The sequence below is a fragment of the Paenibacillus sp. Soil522 genome (assembly GCF_001428245.1).
Classification (GTDB): Bacteria; Bacillota; Bacilli; order Paenibacillales; family Paenibacillaceae; genus Pristimantibacillus.
The window spans coordinates 106367-124492 of record NZ_LMRV01000044.1 but is presented as its reverse complement, the minus strand read 5'-3'; the positions used below and the strand labels follow the sequence as shown (position 1 = coordinate 124492).

Here is an 18126-nt window from a genome sequence, read left to right as displayed (position 1 = left end):
AAAAAAGAACATATAAATAATGGACTGTAAATATTCATTATATAAGGTCGTCAGAAAAGGACTGAGAAAATAATGAGAATATTTATGCGAAACAGAAATCTCACCGGCATCCCTTTTTGTCCCCCACAGGTTCCAGGGAAATTGCAGGATCAATTTATTCCACTAACTTCATTAGATGAAATGGCTGGAACGGATTATGATGTGATCGTCGTTGGAACAGGGGCGGGCGGCGGTGCGGCAATCTGGAGGTTATGTGAACAGCTGCGGAATACCGGTAAAAAAATCGGTGTTGTGGAAGCAGGACCGATCTTGTTACAAACCCATGCTGGAAACCTTCCTACGCTCAGATTTAATGACTATTTTTTAAATCCAAAAATTTCAAGGCATATTGGCAATCTCCTTCCTGACTTGCCTGGCGCTAGAGAAGTAATTGGTCTTGGAGGCATGAATTTGTTCTGGGGTTTGGCAAGCCCTCGCATGTTCATTTCCGAATGGTTGAATTATCCTATAGATCGAAATGAATTGGAGTTATATTACAATATCGCAGAACAGCAAATGACCGTCACAAAGACGAAGTATCCGCTTTCCGAATCGTTCCTTACCCGTCTTTGGGAGGGTGGTTTTCCCGAAGCAACTATCATTCCGCGGGCAGAAAATCTGGAACCGGCCAAATATGGCCCTGTCGTATATTTCAGTTCTATCTCCTTTTTAGGCTCAGCCTTCATGCAGCGGCCGTTCGATTTGGCGATCAATGCCAGAGCCGTACAAGTCCTTACGGATCAAGGGAAAGTCAACGGCATTAAGGTAATGACTCCTGAGAAAAAAGCTTATGAATTAAAAGCAAAAAACATAATCATTTCAGCAAACGCTTTTCAAACCCCGCGCCTCTTGCTTTCCTCCGGGATAAAAGGAAGAGCGATCGGTCATTATTTAACCATTCATTCTTTTTTGTCATCAAGCTTCCAAGTGAAGCAGCCACAAAGTGCCGTCGGGAATAGCCTGCAAACGGTTAATCTTTTGATTCCGCAGACGGAAAAAGAAACGAATCAAATCCAGTTTGGCATCTCCGAGAGATATAAAACACTCGATAACGCTGCGGAATATCATGCTAGTACATGGTCTTTTGGCAAGGTGGAGTCCCGTTATGAAAACAGGCTTTTCCTGGATCCCAGCAGAAGGGATTCTTACGGAGTCCCAGAGATTCAAGTTCATTTTTCTTTCAGTGAAAAAGATAAGTCTATCCTTGCGCAATTGGCGGATCGTTTAAATAAAGCTGCTTCTGTCTTAGGAGCAAACAAGCAGCCTGAAATCTGTATAGCTCTTCCCGGAAGCGACTATCATGTAATGGGAACGTGTCGTATGGGAGATGATCCGTCTACCTCGTCAACCAACCGCTACGGTCAAATTCACGGCGTATCCGGCCTCTATATCGCTGACAACAGTGTATTGCCAACTACAGGAGCTGCCAATCCGACGTTGACTACAGCTGCACTGGCGATTCGTACGGCGGATTATGTTTCCCGGCAATTGGATTGACCGGAGGCAACATAATCCCTATCACCACCCCTCGATTTTCATAGATTCGGACTTTAATCGAATGAAGAGGCATGTTTCTATCGTAATCCTACGATAGAAACATGCCTCCTGATAAGCTTATTGATTTCAGCAGGTGCCCGGTTCAATCTATCCTGACTGACTCATCATTAGTCAATTTAATTAATGTACGGGCTCGTTATCAAAAATAAGCTCGTCTACCAGTTCATTTTTGAACATCAGAGAGAGGTTTAAGCCGCTATAGTCCTTTTCTTTGTCAAGTTCCTGCATCAGCAGGGAGGAAATGACTTCTGCATTGTTAACGTTTGAACGGTGACGGAAATCAATGAAGCCGGTTAATCGGCGATGCTCAATGTTTACTGTGGCGGTACCGATCGGCAGCTTTCCTGCACTTTGTTGGTAAATCTCGTAAGTTAATACATCTCCGTCATCACGGGCTAAAATAACGCTGTAATCTTTCTTCTTCGGAATGTCCCCAATTTCTTCTATCGGGGTATCCAATAAATCTTCATGGGTCAATTCTACGGTCTCTAATAGTTCCCCGTCGAATTTATGGTTAATCATGAATGTATCTATCGTCTCTTCATCAAAATCTGTAACCAGCAGCTCAGTAATATTTTGGACTTCGTTATCATCCGGCTCGAAAACCCAGCGTACGTCGCCCGAAATGTCCGCATGGTCAGTCCTAAGGATAGCTTCAGCAATCCATTTTCCTTTGTTGTCGTAAATATGATATTCGATTCGATTCCGCTTTTTGTTCACCATTACCAACTCGTACTCGGCTGATTCCCAATCCTCCGGTGAATCTTCATCCTCTTCGGAAATAAAAGCGGGTTGCCGTTCGCTGTAATCAGATTGGTCTCGGGGATCATATTCCTCCGTCTCAGCTTCATAATCCTCCTGATCCATAGTTACAATATGATCGTAACGGCTGAACGTCATGACAACATCGCATGTTTCAGCCCGGACTGCGTGGATGAAGGATTGAATATAATCCTTCAGGTAAGATTCGACGCGATGTTTGTCAGTAGGCTTCAATGAATCCTTTTCCAGCTGGACGGATCCCGTGATACGGTCTCCTTCGCGATAAACCAATGCTAAAGTGCCGGCAAACCGCCCGCCCACCATGATATCGCTGAACTCTCCTCCGGCTGTTTTAAGATTAGGCCTAATTTCGATATTCCGCATGCTTTTCGCCTCCCGTATGAATGTGCAGCAACATTTAATGTTCCCGAACCGGGACGGAAACATATATAACGCTTCGCAGCTCAGCCACTCCTTACCTATTGAAGCATGGTATTTGGATAAGGGAATTGAGACGAATAGTTATTAAACTGTTGATAGGCTTGATCGAGCTTCTGCTGTTGCTCCGCCTCTAATTTATAGTGGCCTTGTTTAAACATCAATTCAAACAATTCATATTGACATTGATGCGTCTCATTCAAGATTGTCATAATATCTTGGTGAAGATAAGAATGACTTGCCTCCCGGGCCGATATGTTAAAGCTGTCAGTTAAGTATTTCTCCATTGCCAAAATGTCATTGACGCGGTCGCGGTCATTCATTTCCGGGCCTTTAACCTGAGGTTCATTAGCCGGTTTCGGATTTTGGATCGCTTGGGAAGCCTGATTTTGATTCATTTTATATCCTCCTTTTACTGCTGGATTTGCGGAACTTTTTTCATTTCCTCTATATTGTTATTTTGCAGATGCTTTAAGAGCAGTTGGTAATGCCTTTGATGCATTTGTCCCGCCTTATCGATTGCCTGTTTAATTTCGGAATTTGTGCTTTCCTGGGAGAAGTGACGGCATTTTTTCATAGCCAATATCTCCCATGACAATTGGTCCTTTAAATACTGGTAATCTTTCGTCGTTATCACTTGCGGCGGCTGCGTCATGAGAGGCTGCTGCTGCTGTTGGCCTTGTTGAGCTTGGGTTTGCTGCATGTCATTCGACTCCTTTTTTTTAGAAATATTAAACGAGAGCTCCGGCATTCTGAACAGTCTTTAACGCTTGCTCGAAATCGGCTTCATCGACAACGATCGTAAGAACGGTGTCTTTTCCGGTAACTGTATTATGGGGACCGCCTGCGCTCATGCCGCTCGCGCTGACGCTGGTGGCGGCTAAAATACCGGCATTCCGGTCGTTGAAATCACCGCCTAAAGTGAGATAACCGAGGCTTGGAATATCTCCGGTGATCGGGTTTGACACATGGTCGCTTCCGCTTCCGGGGTAGGCGTTAACCCGGTCTATTGATGTATCGATAAGATTCAAACCCTTTAGCTGCTGCAGCGCATCCTTCGCCTGTTCGGGACTGTTAAAGAAAGCAAGTATATTTTTCTCTGCCATTATCTGACCTCCTATTCGATTCCTCAATAGCTTGAACTTCGATCAACCTAACTATGCATGAATTGCATATAATCCATGAAGATAACGCAATCTACAGGGGTCTGATTTTATCTTTAAGGAGGTGTTATCCATGGCAAGGCAGCATAACCAAGCGTCCAAAGCAGAAGTGCAGACGACCGAAATGAATAAAATGCCTATGGCAAACGAAGAAGATACGGAGTTTTCCGCAGAGCCTGCAGAAGTAGCGGCAAAAAGTTTCCAGCAAAACCGAGGTACAGAGGCTGAAGAAGAGTAATATCCGCTAGGCATTTTTTCCCGGGTAAGGAGATGCGCTATGGCAGACCGAAATCAGGCAAAGAATCAGAGAATCGAAACAACGGACCAGGTACCGGAAGTAAAGATAGTGGCAGAAATGCCGGAGGATCCGGAAATTCGCGAACATCTCAAGGAAATGCAGGAGAATGACGGATACAAGGGATCATGCGGCGGCCTTTAAGAAAGTCAATTGAATAAAAAGGATTGAAATTTTAATGAATGACAAAGAAATCTATGCTAACGTAACGAGACGTAATGATCGATATGATGAATCCCGCATCGTCGAAGACGGCACGGAACCGATCGAAAATTCTGACGCGGATGCGATCGCTGCAATAAAAGGCCATATTGAGAGACAGGACCTTGAAGGAACGGAATTTGGCTCGGAAAATGAGCTTAACGGCGAAGAAGAACAATGCCGGGAACTTGAATAAGCAGACAGAAGAAGACACCTTTTTCTATTTCCTTCGGGATCAATAACTACTCCTATCGTTCCCCATTCAAAGCTCTTCACCTCAACATTTACTCCACGTGCCACAATCTCCGATACGGCTGAACCAAAATTATTAACGTTGAATCGAATAACCGTTGGATTTTGCGATCTTGTTTTTTCTTTATCTGAAGCCCCACCATTTTTCTCAAGCATGAGATAACTGCCGCCGAAATCCAAAATAGATAAGTCCTCACCACGTTGTCGGATTTTCATGCCAAGTTGTTCGGAATAAAACTTTAATACTAATTCGTAATCCTCGCAGAAAAGAATAATGCCTGTTTCTCTAATGTCCATATTTATCACCTCAAATCGTTTACTCAATTAATTGCCCGTTAGCAATACATGCGGCGCTAGTACCGCACCACTGATGATGAATTTCTTCGGTGGTCAATACGTATATTACCCCATTCCTCACCTCCGTTATGTCATTTAGTGGAGGAGTGGAGAGTGTCATTCTTTTCATATTAGGCATCGTGAGCTTAATCGGCTCCAAACTTAGTGGTTTTCTGGCGGATCGGACTGGCACCCCGCGCACGCTCGTCATCAGCATGATCCCCTTTTATTTGGTGCGCCACGCATGCGCTGTCCGACGACGAGCTGGCGCGGCGGTTGAAGTAATATTTTTCCATAGGTCGGGAAAACATAGTGATATCTCGATAATATCGGAGGTATCACTATGTTAACCGAGCTTGAGCGGGAGGCCGAAAGAACGCCGGCCTATGTCGTCGAAGCGTTGAAAACGATCAGCCGCGAGCGCAATTTGCTTGTTCTGGACGACCCGGATGAGCTCCTTCACGAGCTTCGTGCCAACAATCTGCATGATGTCGCAGCCTATTTGACGAATAATTTGACGGACGATCCTTTCGATTGGGATCTTTTTGACATGGCTATCGTTGCTTTACTGGCGGATCAGCGAAAAGCAAGAAGCTGATCTGCCTCTGTGGGGGAGTTGGATCTTATTTAGGACTTTTTATTTAATTTGCGATAGCTACCTGGCGATTCAGCGACAAATCCTCGTGATAATGATTTCCGATATAGTCCACGACTTTGCGCACCGAATTCTCATAATCACGGTTTTGCCGGTCCGCCACGCACTGGGCGATCGGCCGGATGAGGCGGTCTTCAAACCATTGAACCGCCTGCTCGTGCCTCTGCCGTCCGGCGAGCTCGGCATACGGATCTTTATCCCCGAAATGCTCCGCAAGGGCATACCGAGCAAACTGGCCGTACGCAGCGCGGAAGTGAGCAGCTGATTATAGGCGAAGCGCACAACTGTAGCGCTGGCTTCGGAGCTTTTGGCCGAACTGCTTCACCACTTCGAGGGCCGTTTCCGCACTCCGCCGCGAAGCGCGTTCTCGAATCGGATATCCAGCTCTGCCGGATAAGACAGTGCGGAATTCTCCGGCTCGGACATGCCGCATTCCACGATTTCTTCACCGCCGACAATAGCCATCCGCATCGCAGTCACCGCTTCCCTGTATGCCGCATCCGCCCGGCCGAGCTCGCCGGCAGGCAAACTGATGCCAATCGTCACGGCAAGCTTTAAGTACGATTGCGCAGCTTCGCAAATTTGTCCGCAAACAGGCGTACCGCATGCGCCACACTTCCTCCTCCGGCATGCCCGGGTCCCAAAGTAACCACTTCCTAAATCAACTCTTAGTATTCTACATAAAATCAAGAACTTTTGTGAAATACAATTAATCACCACGCAATTTATATACATAATCTTGCATTATTCATTTCTCAGTATTTCTGAAAACTTTTTCTCATTTATCTTGAAAGCTTTCTCATTAATTATGACACCACACATTACCCACAACCACAAGTCCCACAGGCAGTTAAATCTTATAAGCCTTCATCGCCTTACGAAGCTCCTTAAAGCTCGGACGCTTGCCGTACATCAATACGCCCGTGCGGTAGATTTTTGCGGATAACCATACAGCCGCGTAAATCGTAACGAGAAGAATACCAATGGATGCCCACACTTCCCATAGCGGCGGATCGGTCAAGCCTAGTCTCAGCAGCATAACGAATGGCGAGAAGAAGGGAACGAACGATGATACCTTCACAAGGATGCTGTCCGGACTTGAAATGCTGAATATGGAAATATAGAAGCCGGCCATCGCGGTCATCGTTATGGGCAGCACCGCCTGGCCTAAATCCTCCGTACGGCTGACGATTGAGCCAACCGCTGCGAATAATGTGGCGAACAAGAAGTAGCCGGTTAAGTAGAACAAGGCCGCGTACATCAGCAGCTCAGGATCGATCTTCGTTAAATCTATATTGAACTGGCCTAGCATTTTATCGTTATGCGGCAAATTCACGTTTACGATGATGACGATCACATAAATGGAAATTTGGATGAGTCCTACCAAAAACATGCCTACGATTTTACCGAACATTTGCTTCAGCGGCGACACGCTCGTAATGAGCAGCTCCATCACGCGGGAGCTTTTCTCTGCCGTAATTTCCGATGCGATTAATTGCCCCGTAATCATGATCGCCATAAACAGAAGGACGACGATAAAATAGACGAGCCCCATATTAACGCCTTGCTCCTCCGGCGTCTTGCCTTGATCGACACGGCCTGCGTCTTCCGTCGCGGAAATTTGAACGGTTGCGATATGGATTGGCGCATTCAGCAAAGCCAGCTGCGCCTCCGTTAAACCGGCATTTTGCAGAACGGCTGCCTGGCGAATAGACTGAAGCCCGTTATGGATCGAACTAGTCAGCTCGAAAGCGAGCAGCTTCTCGGATTTATACGTCATTTCCGGAAAGCCGCTCTCCGTTATTTTGCCAAATGCCAAGTAGCCTTTTATGTCTTTATCTGTAATGGCCTGCTTCAGCTGCTTCTCGTTCTCTGCCTCCGAGCCTTTATCTGCATAAGGAACCAGCTTCACGCCCGGCTTCTCCAGCATATCGAAATAGGTTTTAAGCTGATCGCCCGTCGCCGAGCCTTCCGCCTGCTTCGATTGAATATAGCCAATGCTGGTCACTTTGTCGCCGCTGCTGAATTGCGAAAAAATATAGGGAAGATTAATAGCGATAGTCATAATAACGGCGATAATAAGCGTCGTAACAAGGAATGCTTTGCCTCTAAATTTGTTTTTTAACGTAAAGCCGACGACCGTCCAAAAGTTATTCATGGCTATCACCGCCTACTGTCTTAATAAATATTTCATTTAATGTCGGTTCCTTGATCTCGAATCTCGTAATCACCGTCTGCTTCAGCGCATGACGCAAAATCTCGCCGCCAACAGCCTCGTTAGCAATGCCTACTTCATAGCCATATTCATGACGGTTAACGTTCGTAACCCCGGTAATCCCCTCGATTCCGGTTACCTCCTGCTCCGTGCTGAGAATGACGCGTTCCTTCGGAAACTGCTTTTTTATCTCCTTCAAATTACCCTTCAACACGACGTTCGAGCGGTGCAAAATGGTAATGTTCCGGCACAGCTCCTCCACATGCTCCATGCGATGGGTCGAAAACAGGATGCTCGTACCTGAGTCACGCAGCTCCTTCACCGTTGATTTCAACAGCTCGACATTAACCGGATCGAGGCCGCTGAACGCTTCATCGAGGATAACGATTTTGGGCGAGTGGATAACGCCTGCGATAAATTGAATTTTTTGCTGATTCCCTTTGGACAGCTCTTCGACCTTCTTATTGTAATACTCCGGTACCTCGAACCGGTCCAGCCACTTCTTCAGGCTTAGCTCCGCATCCTTCTTCGACATGCCGCGCAGCCGAGCGAGATAAATAAGCTGGTCGCTGACGCGTACCTTCGGATACAAGCCTCTTTCCTCCGGCAAATACCCAAGATTGCGGAGCTGATCGCTGCTGTAGCCTTTCCCGTTATATAAAATCCGGCCCTCATCCGGGTAAATGAGGCCAAGCACCATCCGCATCGTTGTCGTCTTTCCTGCACCATTGGCGCCGAGCAAGCCGTAAATCTCGCCCTCACTCACCTCAAGGCTAATGCCGTTGACGGCTGTTTTATCTCCGTATTGCTTAACGACCTGCTCGACTTTTAACGAATTCATTTTGCTGCTCCCCTCACTTAGTTCGATCTGATTTCTCGTACACGCCAAGCACCCTATCCTGATCCATCAATACGATAAAAAAGGAAAGTCGTTTCACTTATTCAATAATATGGGAGATCTTAACGATACACTAAATTTAGCTTTGCAGCATTCCTCCATAAAAAAAGCCATGCTTACGAAAGAGCGATCTCTTTCGCAAGCATGGCTTTCCCTTTGCAAACCGTCCGTTACTTTATAATCCGAAAATAGCATCTATTACCGGCTTCGTATGCCCGCCCGGATACATCAAATATAGCAAAATATATACCATCGTACCGGTAATTGCAGTTACAAACCAAATAAGCGAAGTAACCTTACCCCACTTACGATGCTTGGCGAATTTCTTCTTATAGCCGAGCGTAAGCGTTGTAATGCCAAATACGGCCGCAACGGTCGCAAGCACGATATGAAACAATAAGAAGACGAGATAATACGGCTTCAAGCTATCGGGCCCGCCCCATGAAGTGTTGCCTACGAATACCGTCCGCGATACGTATACGATAAAAAAGATTGTCGCGGCTACCGCAGCATAGAACATCACTTTCTGATGCTCCTCAAGCCTGCGCTTAATCGCCAGTCTCCAGCCTACGGCTACCAGCACAGCGCTAAGCACGATGAAGAAGGTGCTAATTGTCGGCATAATATTATAACTGTTCAACGTTACCCCACCTATTGTTGTCAAAATGATTAGTACTAAGCCGTACCGGTATTCGTATTTGGCAAATCATCTTCCGAATGCTCGCGTTTAAACCATTGCTTGAATATATACGCCAAAATGATCCCATACATAAGCTCCTGGACAAGCTTCATCACGATACCGCCAAGCTGCTGGTCTTCTACGACGTCCATCAAATTAAAAAATTGCGGACCGCTAAAGCTTTCCAGCAACCGGGTTGGGTCGCCAGTTACACAATATCCCATCGCCGTAACCCAAACGTTAGGATCGCTATATATAGCATACATAGATGTTTTGGCGAAAATAATTAAAGCGCAAGCCGGCGTTAGAAGCATGCCGTTCGCGAACACGTACGCCATCCGCTTCAAATCACTTAATCTGCTCCACTCCGGTACAGGATCGGCAATTTGCCACCACATCATAAATGACGTAATTAGCAATACAAAATAATAAAGACGATGCACAGCAAAGTGCGTCATCACATAGTCATGGACAAGAGGGACATGATAAATAGAAAACAGCATATTAAACAGCACGAGACAAACAATCGGGTTCATAAATAGACTCAGCTTTTTCCAAAAGGGAGCCGAGAACATTTTGCGCCATAGGAAGCTGGGTACTCCTAGCAGGACAAGCGGCGGTACAATCAAGTACGACACTGACATATCGACCATATGAAAAGTAAACATAAGATGGCCTAAGAGGTTAAGAGGCCCTCCATGCACGAAATAAAACATAATGGCCGCTGAAACGAACATCACCTTCTGCAGCGCTGTTGCTGCTGGCGCCCCAGGATCGTTCTTCACCCGCCATGGACCGATCAAGTAGAAATATAGAATGACAACAGCAGCCATTCCGAACAGAAACATTGGGGTCCACAATTCTTCGAAGCGAAAATATTGTAAGCCAAGCATCGTGGAAGCTCCTTTCAATAAAGCTAACCTTTTTTTACAAAAGAGGAGGGACCCAAGCCGCGGGACCCTCCTCTCCTCCAATTAAACGGTGTATTACCACCAAGCCCAGTACTCGGCCATAATGACACAAGTGAATACAATGAATACGCCAGTCAAAATACCGATTATAGCGAACGTGTGACCGCGATCCTTCATATGCATCCAGAATGCCATTTGAACGAATACCTGCATAACAGCTAAGCCCATTAAAATAATGTAAATAAAATCTTTATTTATTTCTCCGCTGATAACAGTCGCAAATGCGATGAACGTTAGCAATACGGAGAAAATAAATGCGATAATATGCTTCTTCGGTCCTTCGAGCTTATGACGCTTGGGGCTTTTCTCTGTGGCTGAATGATTGCTTGCCATGGATTAAACCACCTTTCCCATCAAGTAAACGACGGTGAAAATGAATACCCATACCACGTCGATAAAGTGCCAGTACATACCGGCTACATAAACCTTCGGTGCGGTAACGACAGTCAAGCCTTTTCTTGCGAGTTGAATGATAATCAACGTGATCCATGTAATACCGAAAGCAACGTGTGCGCCGTGGAAACCAACGAGCGTGTAGAACGAGGAGCTGAATGCGCTCGTCGTAAAGCCGTGGCCTTCATGTACATAGTGGTAGAATTCGTAAATCTCGAGGCCAAGGAAGCCTGCGCCAAGAATTACGGTTACGATCAGCCAACTAATTAACGCTTTCGCTTTGTTCGTGTGCATCGCATGGATAGCGAATACACTAGTCAAGCTTGACGTTAACAAGAGAGCAGTCGCGAGTGCTACGATCGGAAGCTTGAACAGTTCATCTGCGTGCGGACCGTCAAGCACTTGGTGGCGAAGAGCAAGGAACGCAGAGAACAACGTTCCGAACAATACGGTCTCGCCACCTAGAAATAACCAGAAGCCTAATACTTTATTGCGTCCCTCGAGGGTCGCCTTCTCGGGCTCATGAGGCAATTGACCTTCTACATGCGAATGCGCGCTCATGCTTTCCCCCCCAAATCTCTAAGGATTTCTTCTTCTTCAATGTGGAAGCCGTGATCATCGATTACGGAACGTAAAAACATACATCCGAACAAGATGAGCAAGCCTGCGATACCTACTGCATAACCCGCATTAAACACTCCGAACAGTTTGCCCCAATCCGGAGCATACATAAATCCTAAGCCTGCGATGAACAAGCCAAGACCCATAAAGAACGGCAAGATCGAAGGAGAAGGCATATGAATCGGACCAATTGGCTCTGCAGGCGTCATGCTGGTGTGCCCGTCCGCTTTTTCTTTCCAATAAGCATCATATCCGCGTACAAGCGGCGTTTGAGCAAAGTTGTACTCTGGTGGCGGGGATGGAATCGTCCACTCCAGCGTACGACCGTCTTCCCAAGGATCTGCCGGTGCATTTTTCGGTTTGAAAGACGTTACGACAACATTCAGTAAGAAGAAGATTGTACCGAAACCCATCAGGAACGCGCCCACCGTACTAATCATATTCATTTCATTAAAGCCAAGACCGTCGAGATACGTCCAAATACGACGCGGCATCCCGAGCAAGCCAAGGAAATGCTGGATGAAGAATGTTAAGTGGAAGCCGATAAAGAATGTCCAGAACGTCAGCTTACCAAGCGTTTCGTTCAGTATGCGTCCGAACATTTTTGGCCACCAGTAATGAAGACCTGAGAAAATACCTAGAATCAAGCCGCCGACGATAACGTAGTGGAAATGCGCTACGACGAAGTAGGAGTCATGATACTGAAAGTCAGCAGGCGCTGCCGCCAGCATGACGCCGGTTACGCCGCCCATTACGAAGGTTGGCACAAACCCTACCGCGAACAAGTTTGCCGCAGTGAATTTAATCGAGCCGCCCCACAATGTGAACAGCCAGTTGAAGATTTTTATACCTGTCGGTATTGCAATAAGCATCGTTGCAATCGAGAACAGCGCGTTCGCAACCGGTCCAAGACCAACCGTGAACATGTGATGCGCCCAAACCATGAAACCCAAGAAACCGATCAGGATTGTAGCGAAAACCATCGAGCTGTAACCGAACAACCGCTTACGCGAGAACGTGCTTATTACCTCGGAAATAACTCCGAAGGACGGCAGGATGAGGATATAAACCTCAGGATGCCCGAAAATCCAGAAGATATGCTCCCAAAGGACCGAATTACCGCCGCCTGAAGGATCAAAGAAATTGGCGTCAAACAATCTGTCGAACATAAGCGCCGCAAGGCCCACTGCCAAAGCAGGGAATGCGAACAAGATAAGCGCCGACGTGATGAATGCCGTCCATGTGAACATCGGCATCCGCATGAAAGTCATGCCTGGAGCACGCATGTTAATGATCGTAACGAGGAAGTTGATCCCCCCGATAAGCGTACCGATACCGGCGATCTGCAAACCTAACACATAATAATCAATACCGTGGTCACCGTTGTACGTTGAACCCGCAAGCGGAGCATATGCTGTCCAGCCCGCATCCGGAGCGCCGCCAGCGAACCAGCTGACGTTAAGCAAAACGCCGCCGAACAAGAATGTCCAGAAGCCTAATGAGTTAACGAAAGGGAAAGCAACGTCGCGTGCGCCAATCTGAAGCGGTACGACCGCATTCATCAGAGCGAATATGAGCGGCATGGCCGCTAAGAAGATCATCGTCGTTCCGTGCATTGTTAGCAGCTCGTTATATGTATCCGCGCTAACAAAGTTATTAAGGGGCTTCCATAATTGAACACGAATCAAAATGGCTTCCAAACCGCCGACAAGGAAGAAAAATCCGCCTGCGATCATATACAATATTCCAATTTTCTTATGGTCAACCGTTGTTAGCCAGTCCATCAGACCGCTGTAACGTTTGACCGTATGCGTATGCGCATGAGCCAAAGTAGGTACCTCCTTCAATCACCGATAAATTATTGTTCGTAGTTAAGCTTCAATTCAGATAAATATTTAGCAATACCATCAATTTCTTGCTCAGTCAAATCGATTTTACCCATTTGGTTACCCGGTTTAATTTCATCCGGATTGCTGATCCAACGGTGTAAGTTATCGTAAACTGAACCTTCATTGGAATATTGCGGATCATCGGTGTTAACAAGTATACCTCCGACAGTCTCACGGCTTCCGATACCAGTCAAGTTAGGATAAGCTGGTCCGCCTAGGTCGCCTACTGCATGGCAAGACAGACATTTGCTTTCGAATGCTTTTGCAATTGCCGGATCGCTTGGAAGAGCCACAGGCTCTTGAAGCGCTGCTACCCAACGATCAAATGAGGACTCGTCCACTGATTTGACTTTAAAGTCCATCAATCCGTGCGAAGGTCCGCAAAGCTCGGCGCATTTACCTAGGTAAACGCCTTCTTTTGGAGCCGAGAAGTACATGGCGTTTTCGTTAGCGCCTGGGTTTGTATCGATTTTACCTGCAAGCGATGGAATCCAGAACGAGTGAAGCACGTCAGCGGATTTCGCTTTGATAGAAATGGTCTTGCCTTTTGGAATAATAAGTTCCTGTGCTGTTTTCACTCCGTAATCCGGGTATTCAAACTCCCACCAGTATTGGTGCGAAGTAACGATTACCTGTACCGCTTCCGGATCTTTACTGTAGTCTTTCGCTAAGTTAAAGACGGATTGAACAGTTGGAACACCTAAAATGATAAGCATGATGATTGGAATAACTGTCCAAATGATCTCCAGCTTATGATTTCCTTCTACTTGCTTAGGAATCGTTTTGTCCCCCGGACGTCTGCGAAAACGAATAATTACATACAAAGAAATCGCAAATACGGCAACAATCACGACTAACATGATTAAAATTGCCAGCTTCATCAGTCCGAATTGCTCTTCCGCTACAGGCCCCTGAGGATTCAGCGTCGACAAATCACTCCGCCCGCAAGCCGCCAGCACCAGTACCATCATGGCCATTAGCGGCGCAAGCCGTTTTACAAATCGCCACCGTTTCATCATTAATCAACCCCACTTTTGACGTTTTCGCAGCTGCCTAATTTTCACGTGGCATGCGGCGGGCTGCGTAGTTTCACAGATGTTATTACAACTCCTGCAACTTAAATCACTTTATTAAATATAAAGTTGAAGACCCTATTTGTCAATGTTCCACAGAGAGTTCACAAATTGTTCTCAAACCTGTCAAAAACGCATCATTGCAACGTTTTTGACAGGTTTGAGAACGATGTTCAACAGGCCGAAGCGGTTTTCAATCTATCCTACATTGTGCACCAAACCCATGGTCAATTATGTATGCGCATGTAAACGTATATTTACGCTGGCAAGGCAAAAACTAAAGCCATTATCGTATGAATGGGGGTCCGTTCTTTATGGTTAAACGAATGGCCGCACTGCTGCTTTCCGCTGTTGTCATGATAGCGGCAGCCGGCTGTAATTACGAAGAGCTCGTCCAGCGAAGCGATACCGATTACGGCAGCCGTCAAGCCAACGATCCAAAGATGCTTAAGAGCAAGTCTTACGGTCCGGTATCGAATAATCCGCATCAGCATGAAAATTCCTTTTTCGAATACAGTTCCGCCCTATCCAGAAAGGTATCCGCTCTTAATGGCGTGGCTTCCGCTATCGTCATGCTAACGGACAAAAACGCATACGTCGGCTTAATGCTCGACTGGACGGCTGTCGGCACTCGCAATTCCGGCGGCAAAAGCGAACAAGACAATAGCGGTACGACTGAAGGCGTCTATAATCATGATACCGGGAGTCCTTACGGCTACAGCCGGGTTCTTGTATCGCCTTACAATTCCTATTTCTCAGTCAACGATATTAATGATTTGTCGGATGAGCTGAAGCAAACCGTTGCGCTTAAAGTACGCGAGATGGCGCCGGCAGTGCAAGAGGTTCATATCTCCGCCAACATGGAACTCATGAACTATTTCAATCATTTTGCCAAGGAGGCTTGGGGCGGACGATCGCTTATGCCGTGGATTGACCAATTCAATACCGTCGTGAAATATCACTTTGCCGGCGGCAAGGAAATGCCTCCTCCTATTACGCAGCCGGGAACCTATAGCCCTTCCGAGGCCCAAATGGTTCGATAAAAAAATCGCTTCTATTATATATAGTAAAAAGGCTCTTCGCTTGAAGAGCCTTTTGTTATTACGTGCCATTTATTTTTTTAGCGTAAAGGAGCAAATCCGCTTACTTCTGCCAAAATAGCTTCCGTTTGCGCAAGCAGCTCATCCGTTAGTTTGATCTCGGCAGCCTTCACATTTTCTTCTACTTGCGCAGGACGGCTTGACCCGATAATTGCCGAGCTTATGTTTGGCTGGCGCAGCACCCATGCTAATGCAAATTGGGATAAAGAAGCGCCAATGCTTCCCGCAAGACGCTCCAGCTTCTCGGCAACCTGCAGCACATCATCACGCAGATAGCTGTTAATGACGCCGTTCGTCTTATCGTTCGCTGCGCGGCTGGAAGGCGGTACTGCTTGGCCCGGCTTGTATTTACCTGTCAGAACGCCCTGTGCGAGAGGAGAAAATACAACCTGCCCCATCCCTTCCCGCTCGCAGGCCTGAATGACATCCCGCTCAATATAACGCTCGAACATATTGTATATCGGTTGATTGGAAACGAGCGGCCGCAGTCCAAGACGCCTGCCCGTATCGGCGGCATTCTTAATTTGATCTGCCGTCCATTCGCTGATTCCGGTATAAAGCACCTTCCCTTGAGCAGTCAAATCGTCGAGTGCCCGAAGCGTTTCTTCTACCGGCGTATCCGAATCAAAGCGGTGGCATTGATAAAGGTCAATATAGTCGGTGCCCATACGCTTTAAGCTCGCCTCGCACTGCTCCACAATATGCTTTCTTGATAAACCGCGGTCATTAGGACCCTTACCCATTGGAAAAAATACCTTCGTTGCAAGCACGTAGCTGCTGCGCGTATACGCTTTCAAAGCGTCTCCCATGACTTTCTCAGCTTCGCCGTTATTATATGCGTTGGCGGTATCAAAGAAATTGATGCCTAGATCATACGCCTTATGGATGCATGCCTGTGCCGTTTCCGCTTCCGTTGCCGTACCGTACGTTAACCAGCTTCCGAGTCCGATTTCACTTACCTTAAGTCCGCTCTTGCCAAGTTTCCTATATTTCATCTGCCTACACTCCTCTTTATCATTGCTCTCAAGTAGTAGTGTATAGCACTTCTTTCAATTATTAAAGTAGTGAATGTTTTTTCACTTTATTATCATTAGTATATATACTATACTTGTTGATAGTAATGTACAGAAAGGGGCATGACCAATTGAGCGCACATAATTACATCCCAAAGGAGCCCGTGATTATCGATTGCAATATCGAGAAGACGTTAGACGTCATCGGCGGCAAATGGGCATTTCTTGTTCTGAGAGAATTATTTTGCGGCACCAAAAGATTCGGGGAAATACAGAAGCTTATTCCTGCGGTTAGTCCGCGCGCGTTAACAAGCACGCTCCGTCATCTAGAAGAGAAGGGCGTGCTTGAACGTACCGTTTTTCCAACTGTACCGGTAACGGTCGAATATACACTGACGCCTAAGGGCGAGGATCTGCATCATATTTTAAAAGAAATGAAGCTATGGTCGGCCAGATGGACATAAAAAACATTTGCTCGTTTGATCAGATTTGATCAGACTAGGGCTTAATGCCCGCTTGAAATCGCTGAGCTTTATCGATGAAGTACGGGCATTAACTCCTTAACGATTTCACTCATTTGATTTGCGCATTGTTCGTACATCTCTTTTGCTTTTTTATTTTTTGTTGTCAGCCCAAACAACATCAGATCCCCTTCACACTTTTTTAATTCTGCGAACAAGGCTGCCTTCTTCTGTGGCAGTGGCACTTTGATTTGGTCGTCAAACAAATCCACATCCAATTGACCGTATGAATCAACTTGGCCAAGATATACATCTTTAATCGCAACGCCTAGTATTTCTAATTCCCTATTTAACCAATTCCGATCTAATCCTATAGTTGCCAGTGGTTCGTCCATTATATTACCATCCATGATAACCGTTTGCGGCTCCTGCTCGGGTCCGACTTTGATTCCTAGGTGTTTAGGAGTAAGCGGCTGATTTTCCCGAGTTAACAGCACATTAATGTCTCCGCTTGGTTCCATGATCGCAAATTCGACATCAGCGAATTTAAATACACTTTTTTTTCTCAATTGCTCCATCAGTTCATCGGAAGAAAGCTTTTCTTTTCTCAAATTATCTTCCAATACTTTTCCATCTTTAATTAATACTCTCCCTTTGCTGTCAATAAAATCTCTTGCTTTTTTACTTTTTAATTGCAAGTATTCAATTCCCAATGAAACAAGAACCCAAACAAGTAATGCGATCAAGCCCAGGTACCACTCACTGTCTGTATCCAAAGAAATGTAGCCTATCAAGTTGCCGATCGTAATCCCCGTAACGTATTCAAACATGGACATCTGAGATATTTGTCTTTTCCCTAAAACCTTGGCAAAAACGAACAATGCGCTAACCGCTAATAAGGTTCGAATAACAATTTCAATCCATTCTGGCACGCAAGATCCTCCTCTACTTAACTTGGCCATAACATTATAAATTGTTTGTCGAAATCGCCAATATTATGAAGCGAAGGACAAGGAATCTTTATCCATTCCTAGAAAAAAGTATCGGTTTAATCCACTCATAATAAATGCTTGTCAGTTCGATAATAATGTCGTTATAAATAGGATAATAATTAG

The 18126-nt window shown here is 46.0% G+C and carries 22 protein-coding genes and 1 pseudogene; 7 read left to right on the top strand and 16 right to left on the bottom strand.

Translation table 11 applies throughout. The features are described from left to right. The first annotated feature begins 84 nt into the window (after positions 1–84). Positions 85–1536, top strand: coding sequence for a GMC oxidoreductase (locus ASG81_RS14315; RefSeq protein ID WP_081417342.1), 1452 nt, complete (start codon positions 85–87; stop codon positions 1534–1536). 180 nt (positions 1537–1716) lie between these two features. On the opposite strand, the gene ASG81_RS14310 is transcribed toward ASG81_RS14315, so the two are convergent. The 4 genes from ASG81_RS14310 to ASG81_RS14295 all read right to left on the bottom strand — a co-directional run bounded on the left by ASG81_RS14310 (position 1717) and on the right by ASG81_RS14295 (position 3902). After that, positions 1717–2742, bottom strand: a complete 1026-nt coding sequence (locus ASG81_RS14310) for a hypothetical protein (protein WP_056635167.1) — start codon at positions 2740–2742, stop codon at positions 1717–1719. 95 nt (positions 2743–2837) lie between these two features. Beyond that, positions 2838–3194 (bottom strand): spore coat protein, encoded by a 357-nt coding sequence (locus tag ASG81_RS14305; protein WP_056635164.1) that lies wholly within the window; start codon positions 3192–3194, stop codon positions 2838–2840. Positions 3195–3208: 14 nt separating this feature from the next. Next, positions 3209–3499: a hypothetical protein gene (locus tag ASG81_RS14300; protein ID WP_056635161.1), complete on the bottom strand. Its 291-nt coding sequence runs from the start codon at positions 3497–3499 to the stop codon at positions 3209–3211. A gap of 28 nt (positions 3500–3527) precedes the next feature. After that, positions 3528–3902 carry a hypothetical protein gene (locus ASG81_RS14295; RefSeq protein WP_056635158.1) on the bottom strand — a complete coding sequence of 125 codons (375 nt, stop codon included), beginning with the start codon at positions 3900–3902 and terminating at the stop codon, positions 3528–3530. Between the two features lie 130 nt (positions 3903–4032). On the opposite strand from ASG81_RS14295, the gene ASG81_RS32090 reads away from it, so the two are divergent. From ASG81_RS32090 to ASG81_RS14290, 3 genes are read left to right on the top strand one after another with little or no spacing between them, the layout of a single operon-like run. Continuing rightward, a complete protein-coding gene (locus ASG81_RS32090) occupies positions 4033–4197 on the top strand; it encodes a hypothetical protein (RefSeq protein WP_200961510.1) in 165 nt (54 codons plus the stop codon). A 39-nt stretch (positions 4198–4236) separates the two neighbouring features. Continuing rightward, positions 4237–4398 (top strand): hypothetical protein, encoded by a 162-nt coding sequence (locus tag ASG81_RS32085; RefSeq protein ID WP_200961509.1) that lies wholly within the window; start codon positions 4237–4239, stop codon positions 4396–4398. A gap of 34 nt (positions 4399–4432) precedes the next feature. Further along, a complete protein-coding gene (locus ASG81_RS14290; RefSeq protein WP_056635155.1) occupies positions 4433–4651 on the top strand; it encodes a hypothetical protein in 219 nt (72 codons plus the stop codon). A gap of 35 nt (positions 4652–4686) precedes the next feature. Here ASG81_RS14290 and ASG81_RS33990 read toward each other — a convergent pair. Next, positions 4687–5004, bottom strand: a pseudogene (locus tag ASG81_RS33990) (VOC family protein); the annotation flags it as partial. Positions 5005–5386: 382 nt separating this feature from the next. Here ASG81_RS33990 and ASG81_RS14280 point away from each other — a divergent pair. Then, positions 5387–5641, top strand: a complete 255-nt coding sequence (locus ASG81_RS14280) for a hypothetical protein (protein ID WP_056635149.1) — start codon at positions 5387–5389, stop codon at positions 5639–5641. Between the two features lie 378 nt (positions 5642–6019). Here ASG81_RS14280 and ASG81_RS14270 read toward each other — a convergent pair whose 3' ends face one another. The 9 genes from ASG81_RS14270 to coxB form a co-directional block, all read right to left on the bottom strand. Then, a complete protein-coding gene (locus ASG81_RS14270) occupies positions 6020–6244 on the bottom strand; it encodes a hypothetical protein (RefSeq protein ID WP_056635142.1) in 225 nt (74 codons plus the stop codon). Between the two features lie 304 nt (positions 6245–6548). Continuing rightward, positions 6549–7856 carry an ABC transporter permease gene (locus ASG81_RS14265; RefSeq protein WP_056635140.1) on the bottom strand — a complete coding sequence of 436 codons (1308 nt, stop codon included), beginning with the start codon at positions 7854–7856 and terminating at the stop codon, positions 6549–6551. Continuing rightward, a complete protein-coding gene (locus tag ASG81_RS14260) occupies positions 7849–8754 on the bottom strand; it encodes an ABC transporter ATP-binding protein (protein ID WP_056635138.1) in 906 nt (301 codons plus the stop codon). The genes ASG81_RS14265 and ASG81_RS14260 overlap by 8 nt, the downstream gene beginning before the upstream one ends. Positions 8755–8986: 232 nt before the next feature. After that, positions 8987–9433, bottom strand: coding sequence for a DUF420 domain-containing protein (locus ASG81_RS14255; RefSeq protein WP_442952881.1), 447 nt, complete (start codon positions 9431–9433; stop codon positions 8987–8989). A gap of 53 nt (positions 9434–9486) precedes the next feature. After that, entirely contained in the window at positions 9487–10383 is an 897-nt protein-coding gene (gene ctaG, locus ASG81_RS14250) for a cytochrome c oxidase assembly factor CtaG (protein ID WP_056635134.1), read from the bottom strand. Positions 10384–10476: 93 nt separating this feature from the next. Next, complete coding sequence (locus ASG81_RS14245; protein ID WP_056635132.1) at positions 10477–10794, bottom strand: cytochrome C oxidase subunit IV family protein; 318 nt, start codon at positions 10792–10794, stop codon at positions 10477–10479. Positions 10795–10797: 3 nt separating this feature from the next. Then, positions 10798–11415, bottom strand: coding sequence for a cytochrome (ubi)quinol oxidase subunit III (locus tag ASG81_RS14240; protein ID WP_056635130.1), 618 nt, complete (start codon positions 11413–11415; stop codon positions 10798–10800). Beyond that, a complete protein-coding gene (gene ctaD, locus ASG81_RS14235) occupies positions 11412–13259 on the bottom strand; it encodes a cytochrome c oxidase subunit I (protein ID WP_056635686.1) in 1848 nt (615 codons plus the stop codon). The genes ASG81_RS14240 and ctaD overlap by 4 nt, the downstream gene beginning before the upstream one ends. Before the next feature lie 74 nt (positions 13260–13333). Beyond that, complete coding sequence (gene coxB, locus ASG81_RS14230; protein ID WP_056635129.1) at positions 13334–14383, bottom strand: cytochrome c oxidase subunit II; 1050 nt, start codon at positions 14381–14383, stop codon at positions 13334–13336. Between the two features lie 368 nt (positions 14384–14751). On the opposite strand from coxB, the gene ASG81_RS14225 reads away from it, so the two are divergent. Continuing rightward, the gene (locus tag ASG81_RS14225) at positions 14752–15480 is read left to right on the top strand and encodes a hypothetical protein (RefSeq protein WP_056635127.1); all 729 of its coding nucleotides are present in this window, start codon (positions 14752–14754) and stop codon (positions 15478–15480) included. Between the two features lie 77 nt (positions 15481–15557). On the opposite strand, the gene ASG81_RS14220 is transcribed toward ASG81_RS14225, so the two are convergent. Continuing rightward, positions 15558–16532, bottom strand: coding sequence for an aldo/keto reductase family protein (locus ASG81_RS14220; protein WP_056635125.1), 975 nt, complete (start codon positions 16530–16532; stop codon positions 15558–15560). A 149-nt stretch (positions 16533–16681) separates the two neighbouring features. On the opposite strand from ASG81_RS14220, the gene ASG81_RS14215 reads away from it, so the two are divergent. Beyond that, a complete protein-coding gene (locus ASG81_RS14215) occupies positions 16682–17014 on the top strand; it encodes a winged helix-turn-helix transcriptional regulator (RefSeq protein ID WP_110771033.1) in 333 nt (110 codons plus the stop codon). Positions 17015–17082: 68 nt separating this feature from the next. On the opposite strand, the gene ASG81_RS14210 is transcribed toward ASG81_RS14215, so the two are convergent. Then, complete coding sequence (locus ASG81_RS14210; protein WP_056635120.1) at positions 17083–17943, bottom strand: DUF421 domain-containing protein; 861 nt, start codon at positions 17941–17943, stop codon at positions 17083–17085. Between the last annotated feature and the right edge of the window lie 183 nt (positions 17944–18126).

What these genes read in the sequence shown, in the direction of transcription:
- ASG81_RS32085 (WP_200961509.1), top strand. Translation starts at nt 4,237, where the DNA reads ATGGCAGACCGAAATCAGGCAAAGAATCAGAGAATCGAAACAACGGAC.
- ASG81_RS14280 (WP_056635149.1), top strand. Translation starts at nt 5,387, where the DNA reads ATGTTAACCGAGCTTGAGCGGGAGGCCGAAAGAACGCCGGCCTATGTC.
- ASG81_RS14260 (WP_056635138.1), bottom strand. Translation starts at nt 8,754, where the DNA reads ATGAATTCGTTAAAAGTCGAGCAGGTCGTTAAGCAATACGGAGATAAA.
- ASG81_RS14265 (WP_056635140.1), bottom strand. Translation starts at nt 7,856, where the DNA reads ATGAATAACTTTTGGACGGTCGTCGGCTTTACGTTAAAAAACAAATTT.
- ASG81_RS14225 (WP_056635127.1), top strand. Translation starts at nt 14,752, where the DNA reads ATGGTTAAACGAATGGCCGCACTGCTGCTTTCCGCTGTTGTCATGATA.
- ASG81_RS14220 (WP_056635125.1), bottom strand. Translation starts at nt 16,532, where the DNA reads ATGAAATATAGGAAACTTGGCAAGAGCGGACTTAAGGTAAGTGAAATC.
- ASG81_RS14255 (WP_442952881.1), bottom strand. Translation starts at nt 9,433, where the DNA reads ATGCCGACAATTAGCACCTTCTTCATCGTGCTTAGCGCTGTGCTGGTA.
- ASG81_RS14245 (WP_056635132.1), bottom strand. Translation starts at nt 10,794, where the DNA reads ATGGCAAGCAATCATTCAGCCACAGAGAAAAGCCCCAAGCGTCATAAG.
- ctaG (WP_056635134.1), bottom strand. Translation starts at nt 10,383, where the DNA reads ATGCTTGGCTTACAATATTTTCGCTTCGAAGAATTGTGGACCCCAATG.
- coxB (WP_056635129.1), bottom strand. Translation starts at nt 14,383, where the DNA reads ATGATGAAACGGTGGCGATTTGTAAAACGGCTTGCGCCGCTAATGGCC.
- ASG81_RS14315 (WP_081417342.1), top strand. Translation starts at nt 85, where the DNA reads ATGCGAAACAGAAATCTCACCGGCATCCCTTTTTGTCCCCCACAGGTT.
- ASG81_RS14300 (WP_056635161.1), bottom strand. Translation starts at nt 3,499, where the DNA reads ATGCAGCAAACCCAAGCTCAACAAGGCCAACAGCAGCAGCAGCCTCTC.
- ctaD (WP_056635686.1), bottom strand. Translation starts at nt 13,259, where the DNA reads ATGGACTGGCTAACAACGGTTGACCATAAGAAAATTGGAATATTGTAT.
- ASG81_RS14240 (WP_056635130.1), bottom strand. Translation starts at nt 11,415, where the DNA reads ATGAGCGCGCATTCGCATGTAGAAGGTCAATTGCCTCATGAGCCCGAG.
- ASG81_RS14290 (WP_056635155.1), top strand. Translation starts at nt 4,433, where the DNA reads ATGAATGACAAAGAAATCTATGCTAACGTAACGAGACGTAATGATCGA.
- ASG81_RS32090 (WP_200961510.1), top strand. Translation starts at nt 4,033, where the DNA reads ATGGCAAGGCAGCATAACCAAGCGTCCAAAGCAGAAGTGCAGACGACC.
- ASG81_RS14295 (WP_056635158.1), bottom strand. Translation starts at nt 3,902, where the DNA reads ATGGCAGAGAAAAATATACTTGCTTTCTTTAACAGTCCCGAACAGGCG.
- ASG81_RS14310 (WP_056635167.1), bottom strand. Translation starts at nt 2,742, where the DNA reads ATGCGGAATATCGAAATTAGGCCTAATCTTAAAACAGCCGGAGGAGAG.
- ASG81_RS14305 (WP_056635164.1), bottom strand. Translation starts at nt 3,194, where the DNA reads ATGAATCAAAATCAGGCTTCCCAAGCGATCCAAAATCCGAAACCGGCT.